The 24408-nt window shown below is 32.7% G+C and carries 24 protein-coding genes; 4 read left to right on the forward strand and 20 right to left on the reverse strand.

The window, feature by feature from the left end; all coding sequences use genetic code 11:
• The 14 genes from Q0975_RS13750 to Q0975_RS13815 form a co-directional block, all read right to left on the reverse strand.
• Nucleotides 1-348, reverse strand: a complete 348-nt coding sequence (locus tag Q0975_RS13750; protein ID WP_299437583.1) for a YciI family protein — start codon at nt 346-348, stop codon at nt 1-3.
• A gap of 25 nt (nt 349-373) precedes the next feature.
• Nucleotides 374-721 (reverse strand): YciI family protein, encoded by a 348-nt coding sequence (locus tag Q0975_RS13755; RefSeq protein ID WP_299437585.1) that lies wholly within the window; start codon nt 719-721, stop codon nt 374-376.
• 123 nt (nt 722-844) lie between these two features.
• The gene (locus Q0975_RS13760; RefSeq protein WP_299437587.1) at nt 845-2077 is read right to left on the reverse strand and encodes a DUF3999 family protein; all 1233 of its coding nucleotides are present in this window, start codon (nt 2075-2077) and stop codon (nt 845-847) included.
• Nucleotides 2061-4379, reverse strand: a complete 2319-nt coding sequence (locus tag Q0975_RS13765) for a DUF2339 domain-containing protein (RefSeq protein WP_299437589.1) — start codon at nt 4377-4379, stop codon at nt 2061-2063. The genes Q0975_RS13760 and Q0975_RS13765 overlap by 17 nt, the downstream gene beginning before the upstream one ends.
• Nucleotides 4380-4593: 214 nt before the next feature.
• Nucleotides 4594-5355, reverse strand: a complete 762-nt coding sequence (locus tag Q0975_RS13770) for a hypothetical protein (protein ID WP_299437591.1) — start codon at nt 5353-5355, stop codon at nt 4594-4596.
• Nucleotides 5352-6116 carry a YARHG domain-containing protein gene (locus Q0975_RS13775; RefSeq protein ID WP_299437593.1) on the reverse strand — a complete coding sequence of 255 codons (765 nt, stop codon included), beginning with the start codon at nt 6114-6116 and terminating at the stop codon, nt 5352-5354. Before Q0975_RS13775 ends, Q0975_RS13770 begins: the two co-directional genes overlap by 4 nt.
• Nucleotides 6117-6382: 266 nt before the next feature.
• On the reverse strand, nt 6383-7288 hold the full coding sequence (locus Q0975_RS13780) for a hypothetical protein (RefSeq protein ID WP_299437595.1): 906 nt from the start codon (nt 7286-7288) through the stop codon (nt 6383-6385).
• A gap of 124 nt (nt 7289-7412) precedes the next feature.
• Nucleotides 7413-7892: a DinB family protein gene (locus tag Q0975_RS13785; RefSeq protein ID WP_299437597.1), complete on the reverse strand. Its 480-nt coding sequence runs from the start codon at nt 7890-7892 to the stop codon at nt 7413-7415.
• A 140-nt stretch (nt 7893-8032) separates the two neighbouring features.
• Nucleotides 8033-8449, reverse strand: coding sequence for a nuclear transport factor 2 family protein (locus Q0975_RS13790; protein ID WP_299437599.1), 417 nt, complete (start codon nt 8447-8449; stop codon nt 8033-8035).
• 64 nt (nt 8450-8513) lie between these two features.
• Entirely contained in the window at nt 8514-9269 is a 756-nt protein-coding gene (locus Q0975_RS13795; RefSeq protein ID WP_299437601.1) for a DUF6503 family protein, read from the reverse strand.
• Nucleotides 9270-9723: 454 nt separating this feature from the next.
• Nucleotides 9724-10230, reverse strand: a complete 507-nt coding sequence (locus Q0975_RS13800) for a ferritin (RefSeq protein ID WP_299437603.1) — start codon at nt 10228-10230, stop codon at nt 9724-9726.
• A gap of 240 nt (nt 10231-10470) precedes the next feature.
• Nucleotides 10471-10977: a cupin domain-containing protein gene (locus Q0975_RS13805; protein ID WP_299437605.1), complete on the reverse strand. Its 507-nt coding sequence runs from the start codon at nt 10975-10977 to the stop codon at nt 10471-10473.
• A 76-nt stretch (nt 10978-11053) separates the two neighbouring features.
• Nucleotides 11054-12247, reverse strand: a complete 1194-nt coding sequence (gene sucC, locus Q0975_RS13810; protein WP_299437607.1) for an ADP-forming succinate--CoA ligase subunit beta — start codon at nt 12245-12247, stop codon at nt 11054-11056.
• 155 nt (nt 12248-12402) lie between these two features.
• Nucleotides 12403-13038, reverse strand: coding sequence for an LON peptidase substrate-binding domain-containing protein (locus tag Q0975_RS13815; RefSeq protein ID WP_299437609.1), 636 nt, complete (start codon nt 13036-13038; stop codon nt 12403-12405).
• 180 nt (nt 13039-13218) lie between these two features.
• On the opposite strand from Q0975_RS13815, the gene lysA reads away from it, so the two are divergent.
• Entirely contained in the window at nt 13219-14451 is a 1233-nt protein-coding gene (lysA, locus tag Q0975_RS13820) for a diaminopimelate decarboxylase (RefSeq protein WP_299437611.1), read from the forward strand.
• An 81-nt stretch (nt 14452-14532) separates the two neighbouring features.
• Here lysA and Q0975_RS13825 read toward each other — a convergent pair whose 3' ends face one another.
• Entirely contained in the window at nt 14533-16104 is a 1572-nt protein-coding gene (locus Q0975_RS13825; RefSeq protein WP_299437613.1) for an amidohydrolase family protein, read from the reverse strand.
• 210 nt (nt 16105-16314) lie between these two features.
• Here Q0975_RS13825 and Q0975_RS13830 point away from each other — a divergent pair, with 210 nt between their 5' ends.
• On the forward strand, nt 16315-16827 hold the full coding sequence (locus Q0975_RS13830) for an SRPBCC domain-containing protein (RefSeq protein WP_299437615.1): 513 nt from the start codon (nt 16315-16317) through the stop codon (nt 16825-16827).
• 2 nt (nt 16828-16829) lie between these two features.
• Here Q0975_RS13830 and Q0975_RS13835 read toward each other — a convergent pair whose 3' ends face one another.
• The 4 genes from Q0975_RS13835 to guaA all read right to left on the reverse strand — a co-directional run bounded on the left by Q0975_RS13835 (nt 16830) and on the right by guaA (nt 21720).
• Nucleotides 16830-17054: a DUF3820 family protein gene (locus Q0975_RS13835; RefSeq protein WP_299437617.1), complete on the reverse strand. Its 225-nt coding sequence runs from the start codon at nt 17052-17054 to the stop codon at nt 16830-16832.
• Between the two features lie 22 nt (nt 17055-17076).
• Nucleotides 17077-17610, reverse strand: coding sequence for a DUF922 domain-containing protein (locus Q0975_RS13840; RefSeq protein WP_299437619.1), 534 nt, complete (start codon nt 17608-17610; stop codon nt 17077-17079).
• Between the two features lie 359 nt (nt 17611-17969).
• Nucleotides 17970-20126 carry a LysM peptidoglycan-binding domain-containing protein gene (locus tag Q0975_RS13845; protein ID WP_299437621.1) on the reverse strand — a complete coding sequence of 719 codons (2157 nt, stop codon included), beginning with the start codon at nt 20124-20126 and terminating at the stop codon, nt 17970-17972.
• Between the two features lie 61 nt (nt 20127-20187).
• Nucleotides 20188-21720 carry a glutamine-hydrolyzing GMP synthase gene (gene guaA / locus Q0975_RS13850; RefSeq protein WP_299437623.1) on the reverse strand — a complete coding sequence of 511 codons (1533 nt, stop codon included), beginning with the start codon at nt 21718-21720 and terminating at the stop codon, nt 20188-20190.
• A gap of 134 nt (nt 21721-21854) precedes the next feature.
• Between guaA and Q0975_RS13855 the strand changes: the two genes are divergently transcribed.
• Together Q0975_RS13855 and Q0975_RS13860 are read left to right on the forward strand one after the other, a co-directional pair.
• Nucleotides 21855-22634 (forward strand): dienelactone hydrolase family protein, encoded by a 780-nt coding sequence (locus tag Q0975_RS13855; protein WP_299437625.1) that lies wholly within the window; start codon nt 21855-21857, stop codon nt 22632-22634.
• Nucleotides 22635-22721: 87 nt separating this feature from the next.
• Nucleotides 22722-23267, forward strand: coding sequence for a pyridoxamine 5'-phosphate oxidase family protein (locus tag Q0975_RS13860; RefSeq protein WP_299437627.1), 546 nt, complete (start codon nt 22722-22724; stop codon nt 23265-23267).
• Here Q0975_RS13860 and Q0975_RS13865 read toward each other — a convergent pair.
• On the reverse strand, nt 23264-24274 hold the full coding sequence (locus Q0975_RS13865; RefSeq protein ID WP_299437629.1) for a ThuA domain-containing protein: 1011 nt from the start codon (nt 24272-24274) through the stop codon (nt 23264-23266). The two genes, Q0975_RS13860 and Q0975_RS13865, sit on opposite strands and share 4 nt — an antisense overlap.
• Nucleotides 24275-24408: the final 134 nt, after the last annotated feature.

Below are 24408 nucleotides of genomic sequence, written 5' to 3' on the forward strand. Positions count from 1 at the left end.
TTATCCCATTGGTGCTATCTCACGAACTTCTACACTACAATCATATTCGAAACTTGGGCAACCTTTTGCTATTTCCGTTGCTTCATCTAATGAATTCGCTTTGATAAGAAGATATCCACCTACCAATTCTTTACCTTCTGCGAATGGACGGTCTGTAACCTTATTTCCTCCTTCGGTCATGGTATTACCTTCATTCATTAAAGGTTGTCCACCTACCAATTTTTCTTCCTTTGCTAATCCACCCATCCATTGTTGCCAGTGTTCCATATGTTTTTGCATACCTTCTGGAGATACAGAATTATATTTTTCTTGCCCTCCTCTTATCAACATCAAAAATTCTTTCATCATTTCTCTTTTTTAATTACACTTCCGATTAAGCCTCATCTGGCCAAACTTCTCTAACTTCTACAGAAGATTCCCATTGCAATCCAGGGCATCCTTTTGCCATTTCGGTTGCTTCTTCTAATGTTTCCGCCATTACGGTGATATAACCTCCTACTAATTCTTTAGCTTCAGCAAAAGATCTGTCGGTAACCTTCTTGCCTCCAGGATGAATAGTTTTTACGGCTGGATAAAGACGTTCACCTCCAACATATTTTTCTTGTTCTGCCATTTGCCCAATCCATTGCATCCACTTTTCCATGTGCGCACCTTGTTCTTCTTCGGATTTAGCATCCCAAACGTCGTCTCCGCCTTTAAAAAGGAACATAAATTGTTTCATAAATCTGTATATTTTATGGTTTATATAGTTCTATAACGAAGTGATTTTTGGTATTTGGACATCCTATTCGATTTTTTTCTCGACACACGTTCTCACCTAATAGTTCTTCTATAGTTAGAAGCCTTACTTCTTTTTCATCATCATCAGCGTAAACCCACCCAATAAAGCAATAATAACACCCATCACTGCCCACAACCAGATTTTGTTTTCAAAAAGTGGTGTAACGACCTTCACTCCTTTCTTCTCAATACCTTCTTCTGTTCCTAGTCCTATTGGTTTCAGTTTCTCTGGAACTATATTAGACATATATTGTAGATCATACGAAGGTTTACCAATTCTAGCATTTCCATAGGTCAGATAATAGGTCGCAGGTGTTGTAAATCGTGTAATTAATTCATACGTATATCCTTTTATCTGAATAGTACTTATTGTAAGTGGTTCATTATCCTGATTATCAATAATCACTCTTAATTTGTCCGTAATCGTGCTATTACATCTAAATTCATTTTCCTCTATAGAATTTAGAATTCCCGAACTAAGATTCTGATAGGTATAGCGCCACTCTTTTTGTGTTTGTATACTATCCCTAAGGTATTCTATACGTACCGATCGATAATAATCAAAATTGTTACTTGCTTCTATTTTTATATAACTAACCGGAACTGCCGTTTGTAAATCGATATCGATTACCGTACTTCGGTTTTGTTTTTTCTCTTCAGTACGCATCGATTTAATTGCATGCATCTTATAATCACCTTCTGTTGTTTCCTGCATGGTGATCTGAGCATTCTTTAACTCTGGTGCCGCAGTTCCTTTTATAAAAAGTCGATAATATTGATACTTAGAATCAGGCAGTTTCAAGCTTGTGAATGAATAGGCTGTCAATTCATTTTTGATCGAAAGGATCCGATATTCATCTATGATCGAATACCATTCTTTAAGATTTTGGCTGCCTTCTAGGTTAACTAACCTATCAAAATTATCCTCTTTAAAAAATAGTCTAATCTGATTAATTGCCTGTTCTGATGGTATCTTAAATGTTACAAAAGATCCCTTGCTTGTCGTTGCTCTATTTATAATTTCGAAATTAACCTGTTTACTAGATCTTTTCTTCTGGTTTTGTTTCAAAATATAAGGAGCTTCTACCGTATCGTTTTCTTTTGTAATTCCATAAATTCTAATATCCGAAAGATCCTGTGATACGTTTTTAAACATTTCATCAGGCAACATAATGCGATGCCAGTTATCGGTAATACCTTTTAGTTCTCTCTTATACGCATAGCTATCGATCTGCCCATATATAGTAGAACAGATGAATAAAAGTACACAACCCAGTATATTAATCTTTAACCTCATCTGTAATAATATGTTTGTATTTATTATATAAGAACGAAATAACTAATAATAACAGTCCTAAAGATACAAATACGATAGTTTTAGAAATCGTATTAAGATGTGATATATCATAGAGAAATAATTTTATTAATGTGACCCCAAAAAGTATAAATGCGATCAAACGTATATGTTTTATATTCTTCCAGAACCCTAAGACAATCAGTAATAATGCATATACTCCCCAAAGGATACTTAATCCTAATTTATCTGAAGATGCATAGCCGGCCATATCCAACCAATGAATTAACTCACTACTAATCATCCAAATGACAGCAATTTGTAATACAATATCAAAAGCGATCTTAAATGTTCTTGTCAGAAACGCTTGCCTCACATATTGATAACAGGCTACCAATAATCCAATACTAAAAAACAATGAGATATATCGGATCCCTATGTAATAAAAACCAGCTTCACCAGATTGGAGTGGCGTCGGATCTAGATAACTTTCTCGCAATTCACTGAGTATGTACAATCCGTTTGCCAAGAAAATAAGCAAGGCGAATAGATTAAGGAAGATATTGATATACCCAAAAACCATATTCTTGATTTTTTTGATGTTTACAAAAGATAAGATGGTTAGGAAAATCAACGTATAGTTAATCAACCAAATACCTCGAAATTCATCCCTACTATCCTCAAAGTCATTCCAATATTCTATGATTTCTAAGAAAAAAGTCATGTACAAAACGAACAGAAACATAGCCGAAATCCACAAAGAAATTAAATTCCCCAAAGTCTTAAATTTTGGCCACGGAAACGGATGTTTTTCGCTGTGAGACACATACAAAATATATCCAAACGAAACTGCACATAGTAACGACGTAAGTACAGAAATATTAAAAAACGGAGTCATTCCGGTTTCTGGTTCAAATGAAGCATACGTGTATTCTACATAATAAAACCACCAATCCTGAACCAAACTAAAAAAGGTCAATGCCATCACTGGATATGCCAGTTTTTCATAGATAGGTACTTTTTTGGTTCTCCCGATCCAAAATAACAAAGCGGCTTCTGCAGCCCACAAAAGTGTCACCCAATTACCATCTAATTGCACGGGAAATGCAATACTGATAAATACCAATACCATTCCTGATGTAAAATAAAACAGATTGCGATCCGCTAATTTTAATTTATAAATAAAGACACTCACCGCAAAATGTATAACTGCATTCGCCAAAGTAAACAGGCCTAATAATTGTTCTCCTACTGGATGTTCTTGTAATATAGAGAATCCGATTCCATAAAAAACAAACGCATTAATCAGCTGAAGTATAACATCTCCTGTACCAAACTTCTCTTTTTTTCTGAGTTTATATACTAAGAATATAGAATAGAATGTAGCAAAAAATACCAATAAAAAGATAGATGCCAGTTCAAAATGAATATCAATTTCATAATCTGAAGCATACCAACCAAAGTAAATCAACCAGGTAAGGAAAAAAGCAGCATAGTATAATGGCTTCCAATATCTCTGTAGTGCTATGAATAGGATCCCAAAATTAATGATCGCCATATAACTAAATAATACCGCTACTTGTCCTGATCCTTCACTCAGCAAAAATGGAACCGCATACGCGCCCACTAATCCTATATGGGCAATCACTTGTTTATTATATTGTATCGCTGCAAATACAGTAAAGACGGTAAATAACAACATCAATATAAATGCAAACAACTGCGGAAAAAGATCATATAAACTATACCCCATAAAGGTGATGAAATATAATATCGCTATCGCACCACTGACCAAGACTGCGCTAAAATTATGATACTTCTTCTTTAGTTTCATCCCAACTGCTATCAAACCAATACCCGTAAGATATCCTAGTATGATTCTTGTTAACGGGCTTATTAAGTCATTGTCGATAGAATATTTTGCTCCAATAGCTACACCAATTACCAAAATAATCACTCCAATTTTGCTTATCAGGTTTTCTCCTATGAATTTTTCTAAGTTAGATTTCCCTTTTGGTTTTGCAACTTTTTTGACTACGGGTCTAGCAATAGGCTGCACAGGTTGTTGTTTTACTACATGTTCTATAGGAGTAATAACTTCTTCAATAGTTTCCTTTACTGGTTCAGCAATAGGCAAGGTTATTTCCTCTTTTGTAATTGGAGTTTCTTTTTGCTGTTCAGAAGTTCTAAAGCTATTTATTTCCTGTTTTAAGTTTAATATCTCTCTGTAAAAACCTTCTTGTTTTTTGGAAAGTATATCCAACTTTTGAAGGAGTTCATTAATGTACTCTTGATTGTCAGCCATGTTAGTTTTAGTATAGAAATGAATACATCATCGTACTATTCATTATAGAAATATAGGTAAAAAAAAGAGTATTGTTACTACTCTAAAATTTCTTCTATCTCGTTATACTCAAAAATATTATTAAAAAAAATCAATTAACCCCCTGAAAAAAGGGAATTATCACAATGGTTTATAGTGTTTAAGAATGCTAAAAAATATAGATCTATGGAAAAGTCTAAAATCCTGTTGTAAATAAATTTCTGGCACCTCTAATACCGCATTTTTGGTATTTATGATATGATTGTGCTGCTCTCTCATCTATCTGAGTTCCGGATTCTTTGACTATCCATCCATCAATCGCTGCTTTTAGCGTATATGCTTCCGGCGCCATAAGATGTGTTGTCCACAATATCGGATTTGCCTTTGCTTTTTTAATCTCTGGAGAAAAATAGCTTTTGCTATAACAAGCTAGAATAATCACATCTCTTGTTTTTGTAACGGATTCTTTATAGGATACATTCACATCAAAATCCATCAAACCATCATGTCCAATAAACGCCAATAAATCTGATCCTCCTCCGAAATCTAACATCTTATCTTTTTCTTTTATTTGTATTGGCATCTGACCATTTGATGATTTCAAAAAATCTTCTATACTGTTTTTAATCTTAGCTCCGTCATATGCCTCTGCTAACATATAGACATCTTTAGTCGCATGCTTAAATAAAAGTCTTTCTAGTATATCCGGATTACTAGATGATACATTTCTTACCAGTTGCCAATCTCTGGTTTTAACTTTAAAAAAAGTCCTCACACCATAACCTGCTCCCCAATATAAATTATTATTAGGATCCTGACCATTTCCAATCTTCTTTGGTACTGGAACAATGCCTTGATTTATATTATCACATAGTGCAACAAAAACGTGTATAGTCCTTGTTTGACCATAAGATGCCTGAGAAAACAGTATCAGTATAAATATCGCTATAATTCTCATTCTCTCATACTTAAAATCAGTTCAACATTTTTTCTCTCTATCTCTGTTAGCTTATTAACTGCGTCGGTATTAGATGGAATATACCAAGTTTTTGACTCAAAATAATCTTGCCATTTCTTTTTAGTAAACATGTATCCATGTGAGGCAAAAATCTCATTTTTGATAATTGCCAATTCTTCTTCAGTTTTATGATCTAGCTCATCTCTCGTAAAAACTCTATAAGAGAATATATAGTTCTCTCTCTCTACAGCTTTTAGGTCTGTATAAGGTTTAGAAAATGTGCCATCTTCTTTTATTGGCTGAAACTCGAGCCATACTTTTACGCCTATCTGCTTCCCGTCACCTAAACAATCCAATTTTTCTCTTGTTTCCTTAAAAACTAACAAATCATCTGAGGTAAAAACAGAAATTCTTGTATCGTCAAAAGAACAATCAGCTATCGTCCTCTCGTATGCTATACTTTCAATTCGCTCTCCAATGCTACTAAATGAAGTTATTGAAGATTGTTCACAACTACCACCTATGTTACATTCTAAAATAGTTGATAGTATAACATAGGTATCTGTCTTAACGACTATTTTTCCTGTTAATAGTTTATTCGCTCTTTCTGTTGGCTGGAAATTAAAATACGTCTCCGCTAACGGTAACGGAATTTCTTTTTTAGGAGTTTCAAACAAAGATAAAAGTTCATTGAATTTGTTTTCCTGGGCATAGATTTTAGTTGAAAGAAAAACAACTATGATTAACACATATCTGATCATAAATGATATTACTTTTTTTATTGATATAAGATAGGTTAGTCGTCAGAAAAAGGGAGGGTATAGTACAAATCTAAAGAAAGCCCATCGAAAATTAACAAGCTTTATGATTTTTTTGAAATAATTTTAAATTGCTTTACCAATAATGAAATTTAAGTCACCTAAAAATATGCCTCTTTTAGGAAACAATTTTTATATCCTTAGACCTTGTCCATTTTCATCATACCATCCGATGAATCAAAAGCAGAAAGGACATATTTCGCAATATATCAGTGTTTCTCTCGATATTGATTAATAATAGAAGCTTCAACCCAATAAATATCCTGATTACTCGTATAAAGAAAGTATTTCCCATCTTTGGTTACAAAAGGGCATAGTTCATGTCCTTTTGTGTTAATAGGAGCTCCCATATTCTTAGATTTAGTCCAGCTTCCATCTTCATTTTTAAAACTGATATACAGATCTCCTCTACCCAGTCCTTCTTTGCGTCTTGCACAAAAAATAACATAAGATTCATCTGGAGCTACAAATACATCTGCTTCATAGCTTTTGGTATTTATCCCATCACTCAATTTCTCTGGTTTCTGAAATTTACTATTTACTTTCTTTGAAGCATATATATCAAAATTATTATTTTCTGAATTACTATTTGAACTAAAGTACATAGTACCATTATCCGTAAATGACATATAATATTCGTCACGATCAGAATTAATATTCGCTCCTGCATTTATAGGCTTAGACCATCCATAAGGTTTTTTCTCGGAATACCAGATATCATGGTCTTTTCCATTTCCTTTTCCATTAAGTGGCATATCTGATATATAATATAATCTATATTCATCTGGCGATAAAAATGGATCATTAAAACCGTATTTTGAGTCCGATACAATTACTTTTGGTGCAGTCCAAGAATCCTTTTCTAATCTAGTATATCTAATCTCTGATTTGCCATTTATATCTACTCCGTAAAAAAACTCTTTACCGTCTTTAGAGAAGACAGAACCAAACTCTGATTCTGAAGGTTTAGAAATTATATTAGGAGCAAAAACTTCTGGTTGTAATCCTGGAGGTTTTTGATTTAAATATAAAAGAGATTTTTCGTTATTTTGGGCATATCCCAATATAGGCAGTATAGCAAAGAAAAAGAGTGTCTTTATTATTTTGAATTTCATTATTTTTTAAATTTTGACAGTTCCTAAAAATGTTATTAATAATACTTCTCAACTCCCCGAAACAAAATGCTTCTTCCGCAGAGTTATTATAAAAATTCGAAACTTTTCTAAAGATTCCTAAGATTTACATTTCAATCAAAAAGCGTTCTATTTGCCTCCTATGTCTCAAAACATGTACAATGGCATGCTCCATTAACTGTTCGATATCATATAGTTGTCCCCATCGTGTTAGCATCTTTTTTTCATTATCGTATTCTTCTATTTTTAAATCTGAATACTCTTCAAATAGCTGTTCATTATACGTAAACATTGCATTTAATGCTTTTTTATATTCTTCTACTGAATTAAGTAGCTTTGCATCTATATAATCAATTTCTTCTCCCAAGGATTTTCTTACCTGAATAGCATATCCATATCCAGCTCTTATCACATGTGATAAAATTGTTTGGATAGATCTACAATCAGGATCCCTGGTTTTATGATCAATAATTATTGTTAACTGCTGATTTGTAACACTAGTAATTGTTTCTTTCAACTCTAAAATTGTTTTTTCGTATTCATCCAACAAAGCGCCAACGGCCCCATTATTCCGGAATTTCTTCATGCATCTTTATAAATTAAAACTGATGAGTATCTATTATATAATACCTACTAAAACTCATAGTGTTACATATCCCTTCATTCTTTATCTATAAAAAAAGAACATTAGAATAAATATGGCAGTATAAATTCAAATTGATATACTTATTTTTTATCGTGTGGTTTTCTGTAGAAAATCTTACTAACAACCTTCCATTCGCCGTCAATTTTTAGCAAATTCATATAATCTATAAATGTAAAAGTAGCGTATTCTATTTCTAACCTAGCACTGGCTGCATGACCAGAAATATCAATGCTCGCAATACTGGTTTTTCTATCCTGTTTAGGCCCAGGTTTCATTACTTTCTTAAAAAAATCGATTGCATTGACCTCCTGATAACCATCATTAATATATTTCATTGTAGCCGTTTTATGAAACGCTTTTTTAAGGGTTTCAAAATCATTGTTCGTACCTCCTTCTAAATAATAATTTACTGTTTGTTCTACCAGTTTACGGTCAGATTCTTGTGCTACTGTGACAGTGATTGTAAGTAGTAAAAATAATGTTAGAAAATTTTTCATGATTGATGATTTTAAATGTATAATTTATTTAACTAGATTATTATTTTAATTGGGTTTTACTGAGTTATTTTGAAATACTTTTGATAATTATATCTGATCCTGAATAGCTATCATCATGATATTCATGCCAATGTCTAATTCTTGGTATAATAACTCCTTTATAATTAAAATCTTTTTCAAAATATAATCGCTCTCCTTTTTTAGGTTCATTCGGAAATACAATCTCTAACCCTACTAATTTGTAATCTGAAGTTCTTATATATATCTTCCAAAATTCAGAAAACACCGCTTCCTTTAATTCTAATTGAATGCTATAACTTTTTTCATTCTTAAAATTAACAACTGTGGTAGCATCAATACTTTTTATGGTTTGATCATTCAGTGTCATCGGTAAACCATACATTATTTGATAAAATTTCTGATATATACTGCTTCTTTCTGGTTGTAATCGATATTTAGCCACCAATACAGAATCTATAGCTTCAGAATTATTTAATAACACCTTGGTAAGTCCATTCTCTTCTACAATATGGGTAGACACATATTGATCTCTATTCCGCTGAAGTTCAAATGAACCAGTAATGTTATTCATTTTTATAATAGAATATCGAACTGGATTTGCTATCCTGGGTTCTTGGATATAAACGTCAAAACTTATTTCTCCCCACAAATTCGAAGGATCATGATATTTTTTACTTTTTTGTAAAATTTCTCTCCCGTTTAACTCTTCTACAGGTACAGAACATCTACTTAAAAAGAACAGTGATCCTAAAAAAATACTTTGAAAAAATATGTTCTTTATTGTTTTCCTAACTATCATTTTAAATGACTAGTAATTTATACACTACTAATCTATAAAATCATTTTTGCAATCTATCCTAATAAACTCTTAATCAATTATAAAATTAAATTCATCAGATACTATATTTACAGTTTGTTTGTTCTAAAAAATAAGCACAAAAAAATAAGCATGTGGTTACATGCTTATTAGGGGTTTATTCTATAATTCTAATTTGTTAACTTATAATTTAGGGCATCTTTTACAATTACTTTTACCCTTTTTCTTGTATTTTTTACAACATTTTTTCTTTTTCCCGCCACAACTAACTTCGCAATTCATTGCCGCACACGGTGAATATAAAGATGGTATTCCTGAATTCTGCACTATAATATAATTTTTATTGAATCTAAATAAAGCGCAAAAATAAAAAAAAAAGACTCTTTTAAAAAGAATCTTTAGTTTTTCTTCAGTAACTTATTAACAATCAGTTACATTATTCTCCAACCGGCTTAACAGCCTGAAAAGTATTGATATCTCTATCAAATAAGTAATGACCTGACTTATCATCTCCAATAATCTTTAATTTATCCAATAACGTTCTAGCGGTTGCTTCTTCTTCTAATTGTTCTGAAACATACCATTGCATAAAATTATGTACATTATAATCTTTATGCTCTAAGCATTGGAAAATAACATTATTGATCTGTGCAGTAACAAATTCTTCGCTTTCTAAAAATATCTCGAACAATTCTCTTAATGATTTAAAATCATCTCTTGGTTTCTCAATAGCAGGGATTACAGCTTTTCCGTTTCTTTCATTAATGAATTTAATCAATTTAGTCATATGCACACGTTCCTCTTCGGATTGTGTATAAAAGAACTCTGCTATTCCATTATACCCATTTACATCAGCCCAACAAGCCATAGAAAGGTATTCTGCAGAAGCTTTAGCTTCATATTTTATTTGGTCATTTAATGATTTCTCTATCTCAGGTATCATAACTTTTTAATTTCATTTTAATTAATTAAAAGTACATAATTTATAATCTTCTAAATAGTTTTTACAAGTGTTTCCGCCTAATTTAAAATCAGACTATTTTAATCTGTTTTAATCTATTTCAATTAATGATCTAATTATATGACTAATATAAGTTAACTAAAGATCAAAAAAATCTGTTTCCTATCCTTCTTTTGGAAGCAACAGAAAAGCACTCATAAATAAACCAAAAGGCACTATTTTTTATGCACGAGTATATTGTGAAATCACCTCAGTGTGTTCAGGATATTTACTCGTTAAAACACTTCTTTCGGCTAATTCAAAATCTTCAAAGTCAAATCCGGGTGATACAGTACATCCCACAAAGGAATATCCTTCAGTATCCTTTACACTTGAAGCAAACCAACAACCAGCCGGAACTACCAATTGCGGAGATTCACCAACATCAAGATTCATCCCTACGGCATATCTGGTATATACTCCTTCTGGAGTAATCACATGCACATACAACGAATTTCCTCCATAAAAATGCCACATCTCATCTTGTTTAATACGATGAAAAGCTGAAAAATTTTCCGAAGTAAGCAGAAAATAAATTCCGGTGCAATAATTACGATCTCCTGAAAACTTATCTTTTAGAGTTTCTTTTGGAATAACGCCATCGCTTCTATAAGTCTCTTTATAAAACCCACCTTCAGGATGTGGTATCATAGTAAGTTTAGCAACTATTTGTTCTACTTTTTTTTCCATACTATTATTTGGTAAAAAAAAGAAGCGACCCAACATATGGATCGCTTCAAAATATATTATAAATCTCTATTAGATATTATGCTAATACTGCTTGCACTTTATCCGCAGCTTCCTGAAATTGTACAGCACTCTGTACATCCAATCCACTGTTATCTATTAATTCTTTAGCGATATCTGCATTAGTTCCTTGTAAACGTACAATAATTGGAACATTAATAGCATCTCCCATATTTTTATAAGCGTCTACTACACCTTGAGCAACTCGATCACAACGAACGATTCCTCCAAAAATATTGATCAATATTGCTTTTACATTCTCATCTTTAAGAATGATTCTAAATGCTTCTTCTACACGCTTAGCATCTGCAGTTCCACCTACATCAAGAAAGTTAGCAGGTTCTCCACCAGCTTGCTTGATTAAATCCATCGTTGCCATAGCAAGACCAGCTCCATTTACCATACATCCTACATTACCATCTAAGTCAACATAGTTAAGTCCTACTTCATTAGCTTCAACTTCAATTGGATTTTCTTCACGAATATCGCGCATATCTACATAATTCTTATGGCGATACAATGCATTATCATCGATAGTAACCTTAGCATCAACTGCCATGATTTTATCATCACTTGTTTTTAAAACAGGATTGATCTCAAACATAGAAGAATCCGATTTAACATAAGCAGTATATAATGCCATCACGAACTTTGTCATTTCTTTAAACGCACCACCACTTAATCCTAAGTTAAAAGCAATACGTCTAGCTTGAAATGGTAATAATCCTACCGAAGGATCAATTTCTTCTGTAAAAATTAAATGTGGAGTTTCTTCTGCCACAGTTTCTATATCCATTCCACCTTCTGTAGAATACATAACCATATTACGACCTGTAGCACGATTTAATAATACAGAAATATAAAATTCGTCTGGTTCACTATCTCCAGGATAATATACATCTTCTGCTACTAATACTTGATGTACTTTTTTTCCTTCTGCTGATGTCTGAGGAGTAATCAAATTCATTCCGATGATTTGTCCTGCTATATCTTCTACTTCCTGAAGATTTTTAGCAAGCTTTACTCCACCACCTTTTCCTCGACCACCTGCGTGTACTTGTGCTTTGATCACATGCCATCCAGTACCTGTCTCAGCAGTTAGTTGTTTTGCAGCAGCAACTGCTTCTTTAGCATTTTGTGCAACAATACCGCGCTGGATACGCACACCAAAGCTGCTTAATATCTCTTTACCCTGATATTCGTGTAAGTTCATAGTCTTATTTTTTACCTTTTGAATAGGAGTCCCAAAAATAGCAAAAGTGAAGTTACTGTGCCAATCTTTTGTGGTAAAAAAAGTTATATTGAAATAGCCATCGCATTCTCTAAAAATTAACTACAAAAATTATCCGAAATTGAACCTTAATTCAATTATAACTCGAAATCTTCAAAATCCAAAGGATCAAAATTCTTAAAGTGTCCATTCAGCTTAATTACTTCTTTAGCACGATTCATTTCTCTAACTACAGGAATCGTTATTTTAAGGTGACCAATAAGATAATTAAGACGTTCTAGTTCACTTCTTAGTTTTAGCAAATGATATTCCTGATATAATGCCAAACCAACCTTATGTGCTACCTGATAACTAACAAATGGAATGTTAAAAATTGGAGGTTTTTCAATGGTTAGTTCTACATACAATATAGCAATGTTTTTTAGTAATTCTTCCTGAAGTTCTTCTACTCCATTCTCTCTATCCTCCAAGTATTCAACCTCTCCTCCTGCATATAGCTTACCTGGTAATTGTTTATGAAAACTTTTAATCCTAAAAACTCTTGTACCTATACAAACTACATCACTAGAACCATTAGGATATCTTTTTTCTACTTTTTGTAAGGTGACCTCGGTACCATACTCCAATTCTTTATCAATATAAGTTGGTACACCAAAAGAGATTCCTTCACCTTCACAATCAGTTATTAACTGTTGATATCGCTCTTCGAAAATATGCAGTGGTAGTCTTTCTCCAGGATATACTACTAATTGTAATGGGAAGAGTGGCAACATTTTTTATTTTAAAAATACTAAATAATGACTACTTATTATGTATCATATCGGTTCAAAAATTGAAAATTCGTTATTTGAAGCTTATTTTTTTTAGGTTTACATAATTTTACACTAATTACGCGGCGCTTAGAGGTAATCTATAGTAAAATTGGTAATTTCGTACCCTTAATTTTAATTAAAATGGAAAACGCAAATTTATTAGCAATCGCAAAAGAATTTGAGAGTCCTATATATGTATATGACTCCGAAAAAATTGTTTCACAATATGAACGCCTAACCAACGCTTTTAAACAGGTGAAACATGTAAAACTTAACTATGCTGTCAAGGCATTGTCTAATCTTGCGATATTAAAACTAATGAATTCATTAGGTGCTGGATTAGATACCGTATCCATTCAAGAAGTTGCATTAGGGCTGAAGGCAGGAGTTTCGCCTAGTAATATTATTTTTACTCCCAACGGAGTTTCTTTGGAAGAAATTGAGAAGGTTTCTGAAATGGGTGTTCAAATTAATATAGACAACCTTTCTATTCTTGAACAATTCGGAACAAAACATCCGAATGTACCTGTTTGCATTAGAATAAACCCACACGTAATGGCAGGAGGAAACAGTAAGATTTCTGTAGGCCATATTGATAGTAAATTTGGTATTTCTATTCATCAGATTCCACATATTCTAAGGATTGTAGAGAATACCGGCATGAACATTAATGGTATCCATATGCATACGGGTAGCGATATTTTGGACATTGACGTGTTTCTATACGCTAGTGAGATACTATTTGAAACTGCTAAAAACTTCAAGAATCTAGATTTTATAGATTTCGGAAGTGGTTTTAAGGTTCCTTATAAAGAAGGAGATATTGAAACTAATATTGAAGAATTTGGTGAAAAACTCACGAAGCGTTTTAATGATTTTTGTAAAGAATACGGAAAAGAATTAACTCTCGGATTCGAGCCAGGAAAGTTTTTAGTAAGTGAAGCTGGATATTTTCTAGCGAAAGTAAACGTTGTAAAACAAACTACTTCTACTGTTTTTGCTGGAATTGATAGTGGTTTCAATCACCTTATTAGACCTATGTTTTATGACTCTTATCATGAAATCGTAAATATTTCGAACCCTAAAGGTAGAGAACGTTTTTATTCTATCGTAGGATATATTTGTGAAACTGACACTTTTGCTACAAATCGAAGAATTCTAGAAATTACAGAAGGAGATATTTTAGCCTTCAAAAATGCTGGTGCTTATTGTTTTTCTATGGCCAGTAATTATAATTCTCGTTTCCGTCCAGCAGAAGTGCTTTGGCATAACAACGAAGCACATTTAATCCGTAAGCGTGAAACTTTTGAAGACCTTACTAAGAATCAAGTAGAAGTGGATATTTTTTCAAAAATCTCTGAACCTGCTTCATAAAAAGAAATTTAATATTTATAAAAAATGCATCTGGATATAATCCAGATGCATTTTCTTTTCATTTTGTATTTTTCAATAAATTTATTCTTTCATACCTGGTTGAATTATAGAAAAGTTTTCATTTGTCTTTGCTTCATCCACCATTCTTTTCACATCGGCAAGTAATTCTTTTGCATTGTACACAATACCATCTTTAATAGTATATTGAACACCTCCTGCTCTAATTATTTTATTCTCGGCTGTTAATCTAATCGCTCCAGTACCGTATAGCACTTTTAGGTTTTTAAGAGGGTTTTCTTTTACCAATACAAAATCAGCTAATTTACCCACCTCAACCGATCCAATTTTATCAGAAACCCCTAAAGCTTCTGCTCCATTTAATGTTGCTGCTCTGATCACTTCGAGAGGATGAAAACCTGCTTCTCTTAACAGCTCTAATTCTCTTACATAAGCAAAACCATACAATTGAAATATAAATCCAGAGTCTGAACCAGTAGTAACTCTTCCTCCTCTATTTTTATATTCATTTATAAAAGTCATCCATAAACGATAATTTTCTTTCCAAACTACTTCTTGCTCAGTTCCCCAATCATGCCAATAAGAACCATGTGAAATTTTACTAGGTTGATAGAATTTCCATAGCGAAGGCAGTGTATAGGTTTCATGCCATTCTGCTCTTCGCGCTCTTTGCAGATCCCTACTAGCTTCATAAATATTAAAAGTAGGATCTAAGGTGAAATCTAATTCAAGAAGTTCATTCATCACCTTATTCCAATGATCAGAATATGGCTTAGCAGCTTGTTTCCATAATTTTCCTGCTTCCTCAAATCTATGTTGTTCATTCTGATAATTATAATCTAAAGGATAATGCTGAATCGTTTTATCCTCGAACAATGCCTCAGGTAATCCATACCAATGCTCCATAGTAGTTAATCCAGCTCTGGCTGAATTAAGAACATTCCAACGAGCAACATCTGTTTGAGCGTGATGGCAAGCAGAACCTAATCCTAATTTTTTATTCTCATCAAGTGCCGCCTTCATTATTTCCGGTGCAGCTCCAAAAAACTTTATTCCATCTGCTCCTTTTTTAGCATTTTCTCGAACCCAATTTCGAGCCATTTCGGCAGTACTTATAGATTCTTTGCTTCCTTGTCCAAAACCAGTATAAGCATAAATACGTGGGGCTATAATTTCATTTTTCTTACTAGCGTTTTTGAGCTTCAACGTCCAATCAATTCCTCTTCCACTGGGTTCTCTAACAGTCGTAATTCCATGCGCCATCCATAACTTAAACACATAGTCAGAATCAGCTCCTTGTGTAACTCCACCGATATGTCCGTGCATATCCACAAAGCTCGGTAAAAGATACATTCCTTCAGCATCTAGCTCCTTTCCTCCAAGCTTTAATTTTGGTCTCTTAGCATCTTCTATTTCAACTCCCGGATATCCAACAACTACAATATCCTTAATGATATTTTTTTCTACAACGATATCTACCGGACCTCTTGGTGGTGCTCCATTACCGTTAATCAGTGTAACACCTCTAATAATCAGCTGAGAGAATGGTCCTTCACTAAATTCTTGCGAGTAAATTTTGACATTACAGACAATAGAAAGGATAAAAAACCCTACGATTAATTTATATTTATTCATATAAAACGATTTATGTGATATCGGATAAATGACAATGTATCTTTAGAAATAAAGTTACCCAATTCTTTATGGATTCATAATATTTTGGTTTAAAGTTTAGCTAAACTCATAAAAAACACTCGCAACCTTCTTAAAAACCATGCTTTTAACACATTTGATTAACAAAATTTAAGATAGATTTTTCTTATTTTTAATCAAATCATCTTCATTATGAAAAAACTACAATGGAATTCATTTACAAAAAAGATCTATGTCCATGCTTCAGCAAAGAAGCTATATGACCTATGGGCAACTTCAGATGGTATTACATCTTGGTTTCTTAAAGAAGCGGAATATATTACATCTACTGGTAACAAAAGAGATCCTTCTGAACGTTTTCAAAAAGGAGATTCATATACATGGTCTTGGCATAACTGGGATGACAAAGAGGAAGGAGAAATTCTAGAAGCTAATGGACAGGATTATATAGAATTACTATTTGGGGGTTGTAAAGTATCTGTCAAATTAGAAGAAAAAAATGATGTGACTATCGTGATTCTTACACAATTTGAAATTCCCGAAGATGATGACAGTAAACTAAAATTACATTATGGTTGTAGCAATGGTTGGACTTTTTGGCTTACAAACTTAAAAGCCTATATAGAGCACGGAATCTTGTTAAATGAAAAAGAGATTGATTTACGAGGACAGGAACTTGCTGGGTATCAATTTGTAAATATGTAAAATTAAAACTTCTTGATATTTCTTATCAAATATTCAAGGCCATTTAACTTAAGCTCATACACTGTCTGCATCTGCTGTCCAAGAGTACCTTTAGGAAATCCTTTATTATGGTACCAAACAATATAATACTCTGGTAAGTCAATAAGAAATCGGTCTTTGTATTTACCAAAAGGCATTTTGGTATTAGCTAACTTGATTAAAAAATCCTTCTGAGATTGGAGATCCATAAATTATTAAGAGAAAATAAACTTATTTGGCATATGCTCTATAATACTTCATTAAATTTTTAACCTTTTTCTCCCATTTTTTCTGACTAGTCTTATTCTTGGAATGTTCTGTTTCTGAATCATATTGCTCTTGCATATTAATTCTCATCCGCTCCACTCTTTTATACATCTTGTTAAGGTCTTTACGGACATCTTTACCAGGTCTATACTCTTTCAATTTCTTGCGCATAATTCTAGCGTGTAATTCTGAAATATCAAAATGTACCTGCTCATGTAATAATAAGTATTTAGTAGACTGACCTTTTTTCACCCATGACAATGACGGGTAACAAAAGCTGTCCACTTCGTACTTCAATTCAATTTTCCCATAATCCTTACTTATAGACCATTGGTAAGTTATTCCTGTATTGACACTAGCGTCAAAATTACTGTCCCATTTAGGTTCTCCTCTAAAATCTGACCAATCTAACTTACTCTTTTCTGCATAAGAAAAACGCTCTACATATCCATGATTAGCAAAAACCAAAACTAAGAGAATAGTAAAAAATTTACCCATAATTGCAATAATTATGCCCTGCTAAAAGTTGTTTATTTCTATTTCAATATCTAAATATACAATACGGGGCAAGTATTGATAATCTTTACTCAAATAGATTTTATTTATCTTAAGATATAATGCTATATCTATCCCAATCGAAACAATTTTTCCAAAATTCAGTAGTTACTTTAGTTTATCAAAATCGTCTTTTAACTATATAACAATTTTCATACCACGACTTTAAAAACACCTAAAAAACTACACTAAAATTTAATCAAGTTTTGTTTTTATCTATAAAAACAAAACAATTCAGAATCTAAAAATAAAAAAAATGAATTTAAAATCAGCTGTAAAATTCATTATTGATGAAATTAATTTTATTCTATCACTGTTAGTTTAAGTTCATCATCGAATTTAATAATATAAGAAGCTTTGTTATAATACCCTCCTAATAGCTTTTTTGCATAATTAAATTTATTCTCCACATACTCTGTTGTGCCTTCAAAAGTTGCCGCATGATACAAATCATCTGCAACACCTAATCGCATTAAAATATCATATGTAATATCAAAACCTCTAACTGCATATTTACTTGGAATAGTTCCATATTCTTTCTTATATCTCTCAACAAATAAAGTCATTCTCGTCTCATCATAATTATCAAACTCCTTATCTATCGATGGATAATGTAAATGTAGTTTAGATAAATATTCATTTTTCACACTATCATCTTCAAATGCATCATCCTTATCAGTTGTAAACAACGTTACCTTATGGCTTTCTACTCTTGCATTCAGCAAGGTTGTTACATTACTTATCATGGCCACATCATCTGATTCAAAAAACACCCAGTTTGGTTTATTTTTCGCCAACACTTTATCAAGATGTACTCCATATACATAATTACCCTCTTCTATTTTGGGCATTTTAGCATCCGGAAACTTAATTAACAACTTATTCTTTATTTCTTCATATTTCTCTTTCCCTTGTTGTACAATAATTACAATATTCTTATCCGTAGAATCCTTTTCTACATATGCTATCAATTTATCCTGAAGCATGATATCTGTCGGTCTAGTTTGAAAAAAATTACTATACAATTTGGATTCTCTATTAGAAATTGGAGAAAACACAGGCGTATCGTATTTTTTTAGCTCTGCCGCAACAGCTTCTACATTGGCTTGATACAAGGGACCAATAACCGCATCCATTTCATCAAAATTATTTTGATCAATCAGATTTTTTATATAGGGTACATTATTATTTCTTTGGGTATCAAAAACGGTTAGATCAATACTAAGTCCTCTAGTTTTAGCTGAATCTACCGCAATCTGAATACCTTTATAAAAATCCAATGCAACTTGTAATCCTCTGCTTCTTTTAATAAAGTCTTCTGTTTCTTGTCTCGCATTAAGATCTAGCGTATCCAACCCAAAAGGAAGCATTATTGCTAATTTCTTTGTTTTAAAATTAGATAACATATTCTCTAGCTTAAGATATTTACCTTCGGGAAAATCAATAGCTAAAGAATCTATCTCACCTCTTTTGGGAAGCGTGATAACCATACCAGCTTTAAGGCCATCTCTTAAATATGGATTCATATTAAACAAAGAGTCTGACGATATTTCAGTTCTTTTAAGAATACTATATATAGTTTCCTTAGGTTGAACTTCGTATAATTCAAATTCTGGTTCAATTATCTCCTCTAATGGAACAAAAATTGTGGTTGGAACGATAATTTCCATACCAATAGGAAAATTAGGATCCATCTCCGGATTGAGTTGGTTCAATTCATCTACAGTAATTCCGTGCCTTCTGGCAATACTATATCTTGTTTCTTTAGGTTTTACAATATACTTTGTGGTTGTAGAAATTCTACTACTTAAAGTATCCTTAGGGGTTTCGACCTCTACAACTACCTCTTCCGCATATATAGGAATTCTGAGCTTATCACGTTTTCTAATTTGTTCAGAGTACAATCTTTTGTTATGCTTTTTGATATCATCAATAGTAATTTCATATTTCTGGGCAATTCCATACAAAGTTTCTTTTCGTCTTACCTTATGCGTTTTAAATCTAACTATTTGACGTATCTCTTCTAATGGTTTTATGCTATCCAATATAGGATCACTAACATTTTCTGTAGCAGTATTTTCCTCTTTGGGTTTTTCCAGAATCGAAACTCGTAAAATTTGTCCAAGATTAATACCATTAACCGCATCCGGATTTAAGACATAAATTGCCTCTTCTGTAGTATTATATTTTTTCGAAAGATTATAAACAGTATCTCCATCTTCGACAACATGAACATTATATTCTTGATCATCGACCACAGGAATGGCTAAAATCTGCCCTTCTTTAATTCCTTCTTTTGCAGTCGGATTTATTTTAAAAATTGCTTCTGGGGTCGTATTATAGCGTTTCGCAATTCTATAAACATTTTCTCCCTGAGCAACTTTATGACTCTTATACTGCTGAGCAAAACCAATAGTGGTAATAAAAAGCACAAAAAAGAACAACAATATTTTTTTCATTCGTTTTAATTTTAATGTATCTGATTCTTAAAGAACCAAAAGTGTTAAGACATTAATTATTTTACTCCCATTCTATAGTTGCAGGTGGTTTAGAACTAATATCATACACTACTCTATTAACGCCTTTTACCCTATTTATTATTTCATTAGAGGTTTTTTGCAAAAACTCATACGGAAGATTCACCCAATCGGCTGTCATTCCATCTGTACTTTCTACAGCCCTTAACGCTACACATTTTTCATAAGTTCTCTCATCTCCCATGACTCCAACACTTTGTACAGGTAATAAAATCGCACCTGCCTGCCACACTTTATTATAAAGATCATTGTCTTTCAATCCATTTATAAATATAGCGTCAACTTCTTGCAAAATACTAACTTTTTCTGGAGTAATATCTCCTAGTATCCGAATTGCAAGCCCAGGCCCCGGAAAAGGATGTCTTCCTAGCAACTCAGGATCAAGATCCATGGACGCTCCGACTCTCCTAACTTCATCCTTAAATAGCATTTTTAAAGGCTCCACTATTTTCAATTTCATGAAATCAGGCAATCCTCCTACATTATGATGTGATTTAATAGTAGCCGATGGGCCACCATTAACAGAGACTGACTCAATAACATCAGGATAAATTGTTCCTTGTGCTAACCATTTCGCATCTTCTATAAGGTGAGCTTCATCATCAAATACTTCTATAAATACTCTTCCTATTATTTTTCGTTTTCCCTCAGGATCACTTTCTCCAGCAAGGGCATCCAAAAAACGTGCCGAAGCATCAACCCCTTTTACATTAAGTCCCATTCCTTCGTACTGCTTTAGCACCGATGAGAATTCATTTTTACGAAGTAATCCATTGTTTACAAAAATGCAATGAAGGTTACTTCCAATCGCTTTATGAAGTAATACGGCAGCGACAGTAGAATCTACACCTCCACTCAGTCCAAGCACTACTTTATCGTTCCCTATTTTTTCTTTCAGCTCCGCTACAGTAGTATCTACAAATGAATTTGGTGTCCAATCTGGTTGAACACCTGCAATATCAATCAGAAAATTATCCAGCAATTGCTTACCATCTGTAGAATGGTAAACTTCTGGGTGAAACTGAATTGCGTAGGTTTCTTCATTTTCAATTTTATATGCAGCATTTGCTACGTCACCTGTACTGGCTAACAACACTCCTCCTGTAGGTAATGATTTAATTGTATCACTATGACTCATCCATACTTGCGAACCTAAAGATATTCCTTTAAAAAATTGCTCATCAGGTTTTATAAAAGATAGATTTGCCCTTCCGTACTCTCTAGTATTAGATGGTGCTACTTCGCCTCCGCTAAAATGTGCCAAGTACTGTGCTCCATAACACACTGCCAGAAGTGGTTTTTTTCCTCTGATCTCTGATAAATCTGGATGCGGAGCATCCTCACCTCTTACCGAAAATGGTGATCCCGAAAGAATAACTGCTTTAAAATCTGATAAATTACCTGGTAATTTATTGAACGGGTGGATTTCACAATAAATATTTAACTCTCTTACTCTTCTTGCGATTAGCTGAGTATACTGTGATCCAAAATCTAAAATGAGTACGTTATTTTGCATAGGCAAAAATAAAATTAAATTGCAACCCCTGAAATCCTAACTGACATAATTTTCAACTTAGTCAATTATTTTATAAACACACCGTCATTTGTCATAAAAAATAACGACTTACTCAGTATATTTATAGAAAAACTATGAAATATTCATTTTTACACAGTCTATTATGCTTTGGCATACTCGCTATTATTACTTCTTGTAAAAGTGGATTAGACACACGAGGTACCAAAGCTTATATAAGTAGCATTAATTCTGAGTCTTTTAAAGCCATTCCCTTAATCCCTGGCAATAGAATTAGTACCATCAAAGTGAATGATAAAGAATCCGAGTGGAAATACGATCTCACTGTTCCTAAAATCAAAGAAGGTAAAAAAGTTCCTTTATTTATAGTCCTTCATGGAGGTGTCGGCAGCAAAAACTACACTAAGTTTAACAACTGCTTAGTAACTCCTGGGTTAAAAGATGCTGGAGGATTTATATTTAGTCCATCCGGAGCTTGGCGAACTTGGACATTGGATTATCTCGAAAAAAGAATTTTAGATTTTATTGATCTTGCAAAAGAACACTGGCCAATAGATCCTAATAAAATTGTATTAGTTGGCTATAGTAATGGAGCTATTGCTGGTTGGCAATATGCTAAAGATTATAACGACATTTTTTCGGCCATGATATTAATGGGTTCTAATTGTAAGGTGAAAGAAAAATTGAATATTCCAATTTATGTAATCCAGGGAACAGAAGATAAGTTTTTTCCTATAAAAAAGGCAAGAAAACGAGTTGCTGAGGCTAAAGCACTAGGCTGTAATATAACTTTTATAGAAGCTGAAGGAAAAACTCATTTAAAAGCCTGTGAATATGAAGAAATATTAAAAACAAGTATCCCGTGGATGGAAAATGAAGTTTGGCAAACCAAGTAAACCAACTTAAATTTTGGCATTGTGCTTTTTTGAGGTTGGTCTATAAATTGACTAACTTTATGATATCAACCACAATCTTATAAACCCATGACCGATATTATATTTTCTTCTATTACAATAGATCTAAAAACGGCTGTTGAAACTAAGACGCATCCTTTTCGATATTTCACACTGGCTACTTCTGATTTTAATAGTATACCTAGATTAAGAACCGTAGTTCTTAGAGATGTAGATGATGATTTGAATATGATCGTATATACGGATGAAAGATCTAAAAAAATTGCAAATATTCAAGCAAACAATCGAGTAAGCCTTTTGTTTTATGATCAGGAACGATTATTACAAATCACTATAAAAGCCAAAGCAGAAATCATTACAGACCACGAGACTATTCAACAAATATGGAAACAAATTCCCGAAAAATTTAGAAAAGATTATTCCACAGAATTATCTCCAGGAATAGAGATCAAAAATCCAGATAAGGTTGATTATTTAGAAGGAAAACATTTTTTCTCAGCAATTAAGATTATCCCCATGCGTATAGAATATTTACGTCTAAAAAGACCTAATCATGTTAGAGTTATTTTTAAAAAAGAAAACCGTAATTGGAAAGGAACCTATATAGTACCTTAATTCTTTTTTATCAATTTGAAATTACTTTGCTGATTACCGGATATTATACTTCCTATGTATAATCCATTAGATAAGTTTTCGATATTAATATTCGTTGATGCAACTGCTGACGGGATTTCACCTTTATACACTAACTGTCCATTAATATCATAAATCAATAAAGATTTTGCTTTCACCACATCAGAAGTAGAAAATCTAAATACATCACTTACTGGATTTGGAGAAATACGAAATGGTATTTGTTGTTCTTGTCCACCTACACTTAATGTGTTTCCGATTACATATTTTATACCTTCTTCTATGTGCTTTATAAAATTAGCATTACTTGTATAATCGCTAGAGTTATGACCTAAAGCAGTATAAAAAGAACGCCCTCCACCATACTCTTTATACCATGAAATAGGTCTGGCTTCATCATAATCATTAGATCCAGTCGACGCTACCATCAATAGATCTATATTACCCGAAAATAATTGTCCGCCATTATTCCTCCAATAATAATATTCTTCAGATTTATTCCAAGTCATCCCCAGAAAATCTACAGCTGGATGAGAATTAACTATGGTCATATCGGCATTAAAGTTATTACTGGTATGATTTGGGCCTGATTGCACAATTCCCCCAACCAAATCATTATAGAAAGGCCAGCTTTTATCACGGTATGTATCGGTAGCTGCGTGGATACCTAAAAAACCACCTCCAGCAGCTATAAAATCTTCAAAGGCTTGTTGCTGAGTAGCATTTAAGAGATTATTACCACTAGTATTACACCAGATGACAGCTTTGTATTGTGCTAAATTGGCTGTGGTAAAATCATTGGCATCTTCTGTTTGATCAGTTGTCCAAAGTCCGTTTGTGCTACCAAGGTTGGTAATCATAGTAACTCCAGCTCCAATCGAAGGATGTGTAAAGCCATTGGTTTTAGTAAATACTAATACTTTATCCTGTGCAGATAGATTAAACAATAAAGAAAAAAATACGGTTGTTAAGAGAATTTGTGTTTTCATGACGATGTGAGTTTATTTTAATAATAACGCAAAACACCAGCTTAAAATTATGATATGAATTAATTGCCTTTTTTAATCTATCTGCTCAGTATAAACATTTTGTATATTACATATTCTGAATTCAATGAAATATA

This window comes from uncultured Aquimarina sp., from assembly GCF_947500065.1.
Taxonomy (GTDB): domain Bacteria; phylum Bacteroidota; class Bacteroidia; order Flavobacteriales; family Flavobacteriaceae; genus Aquimarina.

Excerpts from the sequence above, each read along its gene's own strand:
- Q0975_RS13760 (WP_299437587.1), bottom strand. The coding sequence starts at position 2,077 with ATGAGGTTAAAGATTAATATACTGGGTTGTGTACTTTTATTCATCTGT.
- Q0975_RS13835 (WP_299437617.1), bottom strand. The coding sequence starts at position 17,054 with ATGGATCTCCAATCTCAGAAGGATTTTTTAATCAAGTTAGCTAATACC.
- Q0975_RS13825 (WP_299437613.1), bottom strand. The coding sequence starts at position 16,104 with ATGAATAAATATAAATTAATCGTAGGGTTTTTTATCCTTTCTATTGTC.
- guaA (WP_299437623.1), bottom strand. The coding sequence starts at position 21,720 with ATGCAAAATAACGTACTCATTTTAGATTTTGGATCACAGTATACTCAG.
- Q0975_RS13755 (WP_299437585.1), bottom strand. The coding sequence starts at position 721 with ATGAAACAATTTATGTTCCTTTTTAAAGGCGGAGACGACGTTTGGGAT.
- Q0975_RS13770 (WP_299437591.1), bottom strand. The coding sequence starts at position 5,355 with ATGAGAATTATAGCGATATTTATACTGATACTGTTTTCTCAGGCATCT.
- Q0975_RS13800 (WP_299437603.1), bottom strand. The coding sequence starts at position 10,230 with ATGATACCTGAGATAGAGAAATCATTAAATGACCAAATAAAATATGAA.
- Q0975_RS13785 (WP_299437597.1), bottom strand. The coding sequence starts at position 7,892 with ATGAAGAAATTCCGGAATAATGGGGCCGTTGGCGCTTTGTTGGATGAA.
- Q0975_RS13795 (WP_299437601.1), bottom strand. The coding sequence starts at position 9,269 with ATGATAGTTAGGAAAACAATAAAGAACATATTTTTTCAAAGTATTTTT.
- Q0975_RS13775 (WP_299437593.1), bottom strand. The coding sequence starts at position 6,116 with ATGATCAGATATGTGTTAATCATAGTTGTTTTTCTTTCAACTAAAATC.
- Q0975_RS13860 (WP_299437627.1), top strand. The coding sequence starts at position 22,722 with ATGACCGATATTATATTTTCTTCTATTACAATAGATCTAAAAACGGCT.
- Q0975_RS13765 (WP_299437589.1), bottom strand. The coding sequence starts at position 4,379 with ATGGCTGACAATCAAGAGTACATTAATGAACTCCTTCAAAAGTTGGAT.
- Q0975_RS13805 (WP_299437605.1), bottom strand. The coding sequence starts at position 10,977 with ATGGAAAAAAAAGTAGAACAAATAGTTGCTAAACTTACTATGATACCA.
- Q0975_RS13750 (WP_299437583.1), bottom strand. The coding sequence starts at position 348 with ATGATGAAAGAATTTTTGATGTTGATAAGAGGAGGGCAAGAAAAATAT.
- lysA (WP_299437611.1), top strand. The coding sequence starts at position 13,219 with ATGGAAAACGCAAATTTATTAGCAATCGCAAAAGAATTTGAGAGTCCT.
- Q0975_RS13780 (WP_299437595.1), bottom strand. The coding sequence starts at position 7,288 with ATGAAATTCAAAATAATAAAGACACTCTTTTTCTTTGCTATACTGCCT.
- Q0975_RS13865 (WP_299437629.1), bottom strand. The coding sequence starts at position 24,274 with ATGAAAACACAAATTCTCTTAACAACCGTATTTTTTTCTTTATTGTTT.
- Q0975_RS13815 (WP_299437609.1), bottom strand. The coding sequence starts at position 13,038 with ATGTTGCCACTCTTCCCATTACAATTAGTAGTATATCCTGGAGAAAGA.
- sucC (WP_299437607.1), bottom strand. The coding sequence starts at position 12,247 with ATGAACTTACACGAATATCAGGGTAAAGAGATATTAAGCAGCTTTGGT.
- Q0975_RS13855 (WP_299437625.1), top strand. The coding sequence starts at position 21,855 with ATGAAATATTCATTTTTACACAGTCTATTATGCTTTGGCATACTCGCT.
- Q0975_RS13790 (WP_299437599.1), bottom strand. The coding sequence starts at position 8,449 with ATGAAAAATTTTCTAACATTATTTTTACTACTTACAATCACTGTCACA.
- Q0975_RS13840 (WP_299437619.1), bottom strand. The coding sequence starts at position 17,610 with ATGGGTAAATTTTTTACTATTCTCTTAGTTTTGGTTTTTGCTAATCAT.
- Q0975_RS13845 (WP_299437621.1), bottom strand. The coding sequence starts at position 20,126 with ATGAAAAAAATATTGTTGTTCTTTTTTGTGCTTTTTATTACCACTATT.
- Q0975_RS13830 (WP_299437615.1), top strand. The coding sequence starts at position 16,315 with ATGAAAAAACTACAATGGAATTCATTTACAAAAAAGATCTATGTCCAT.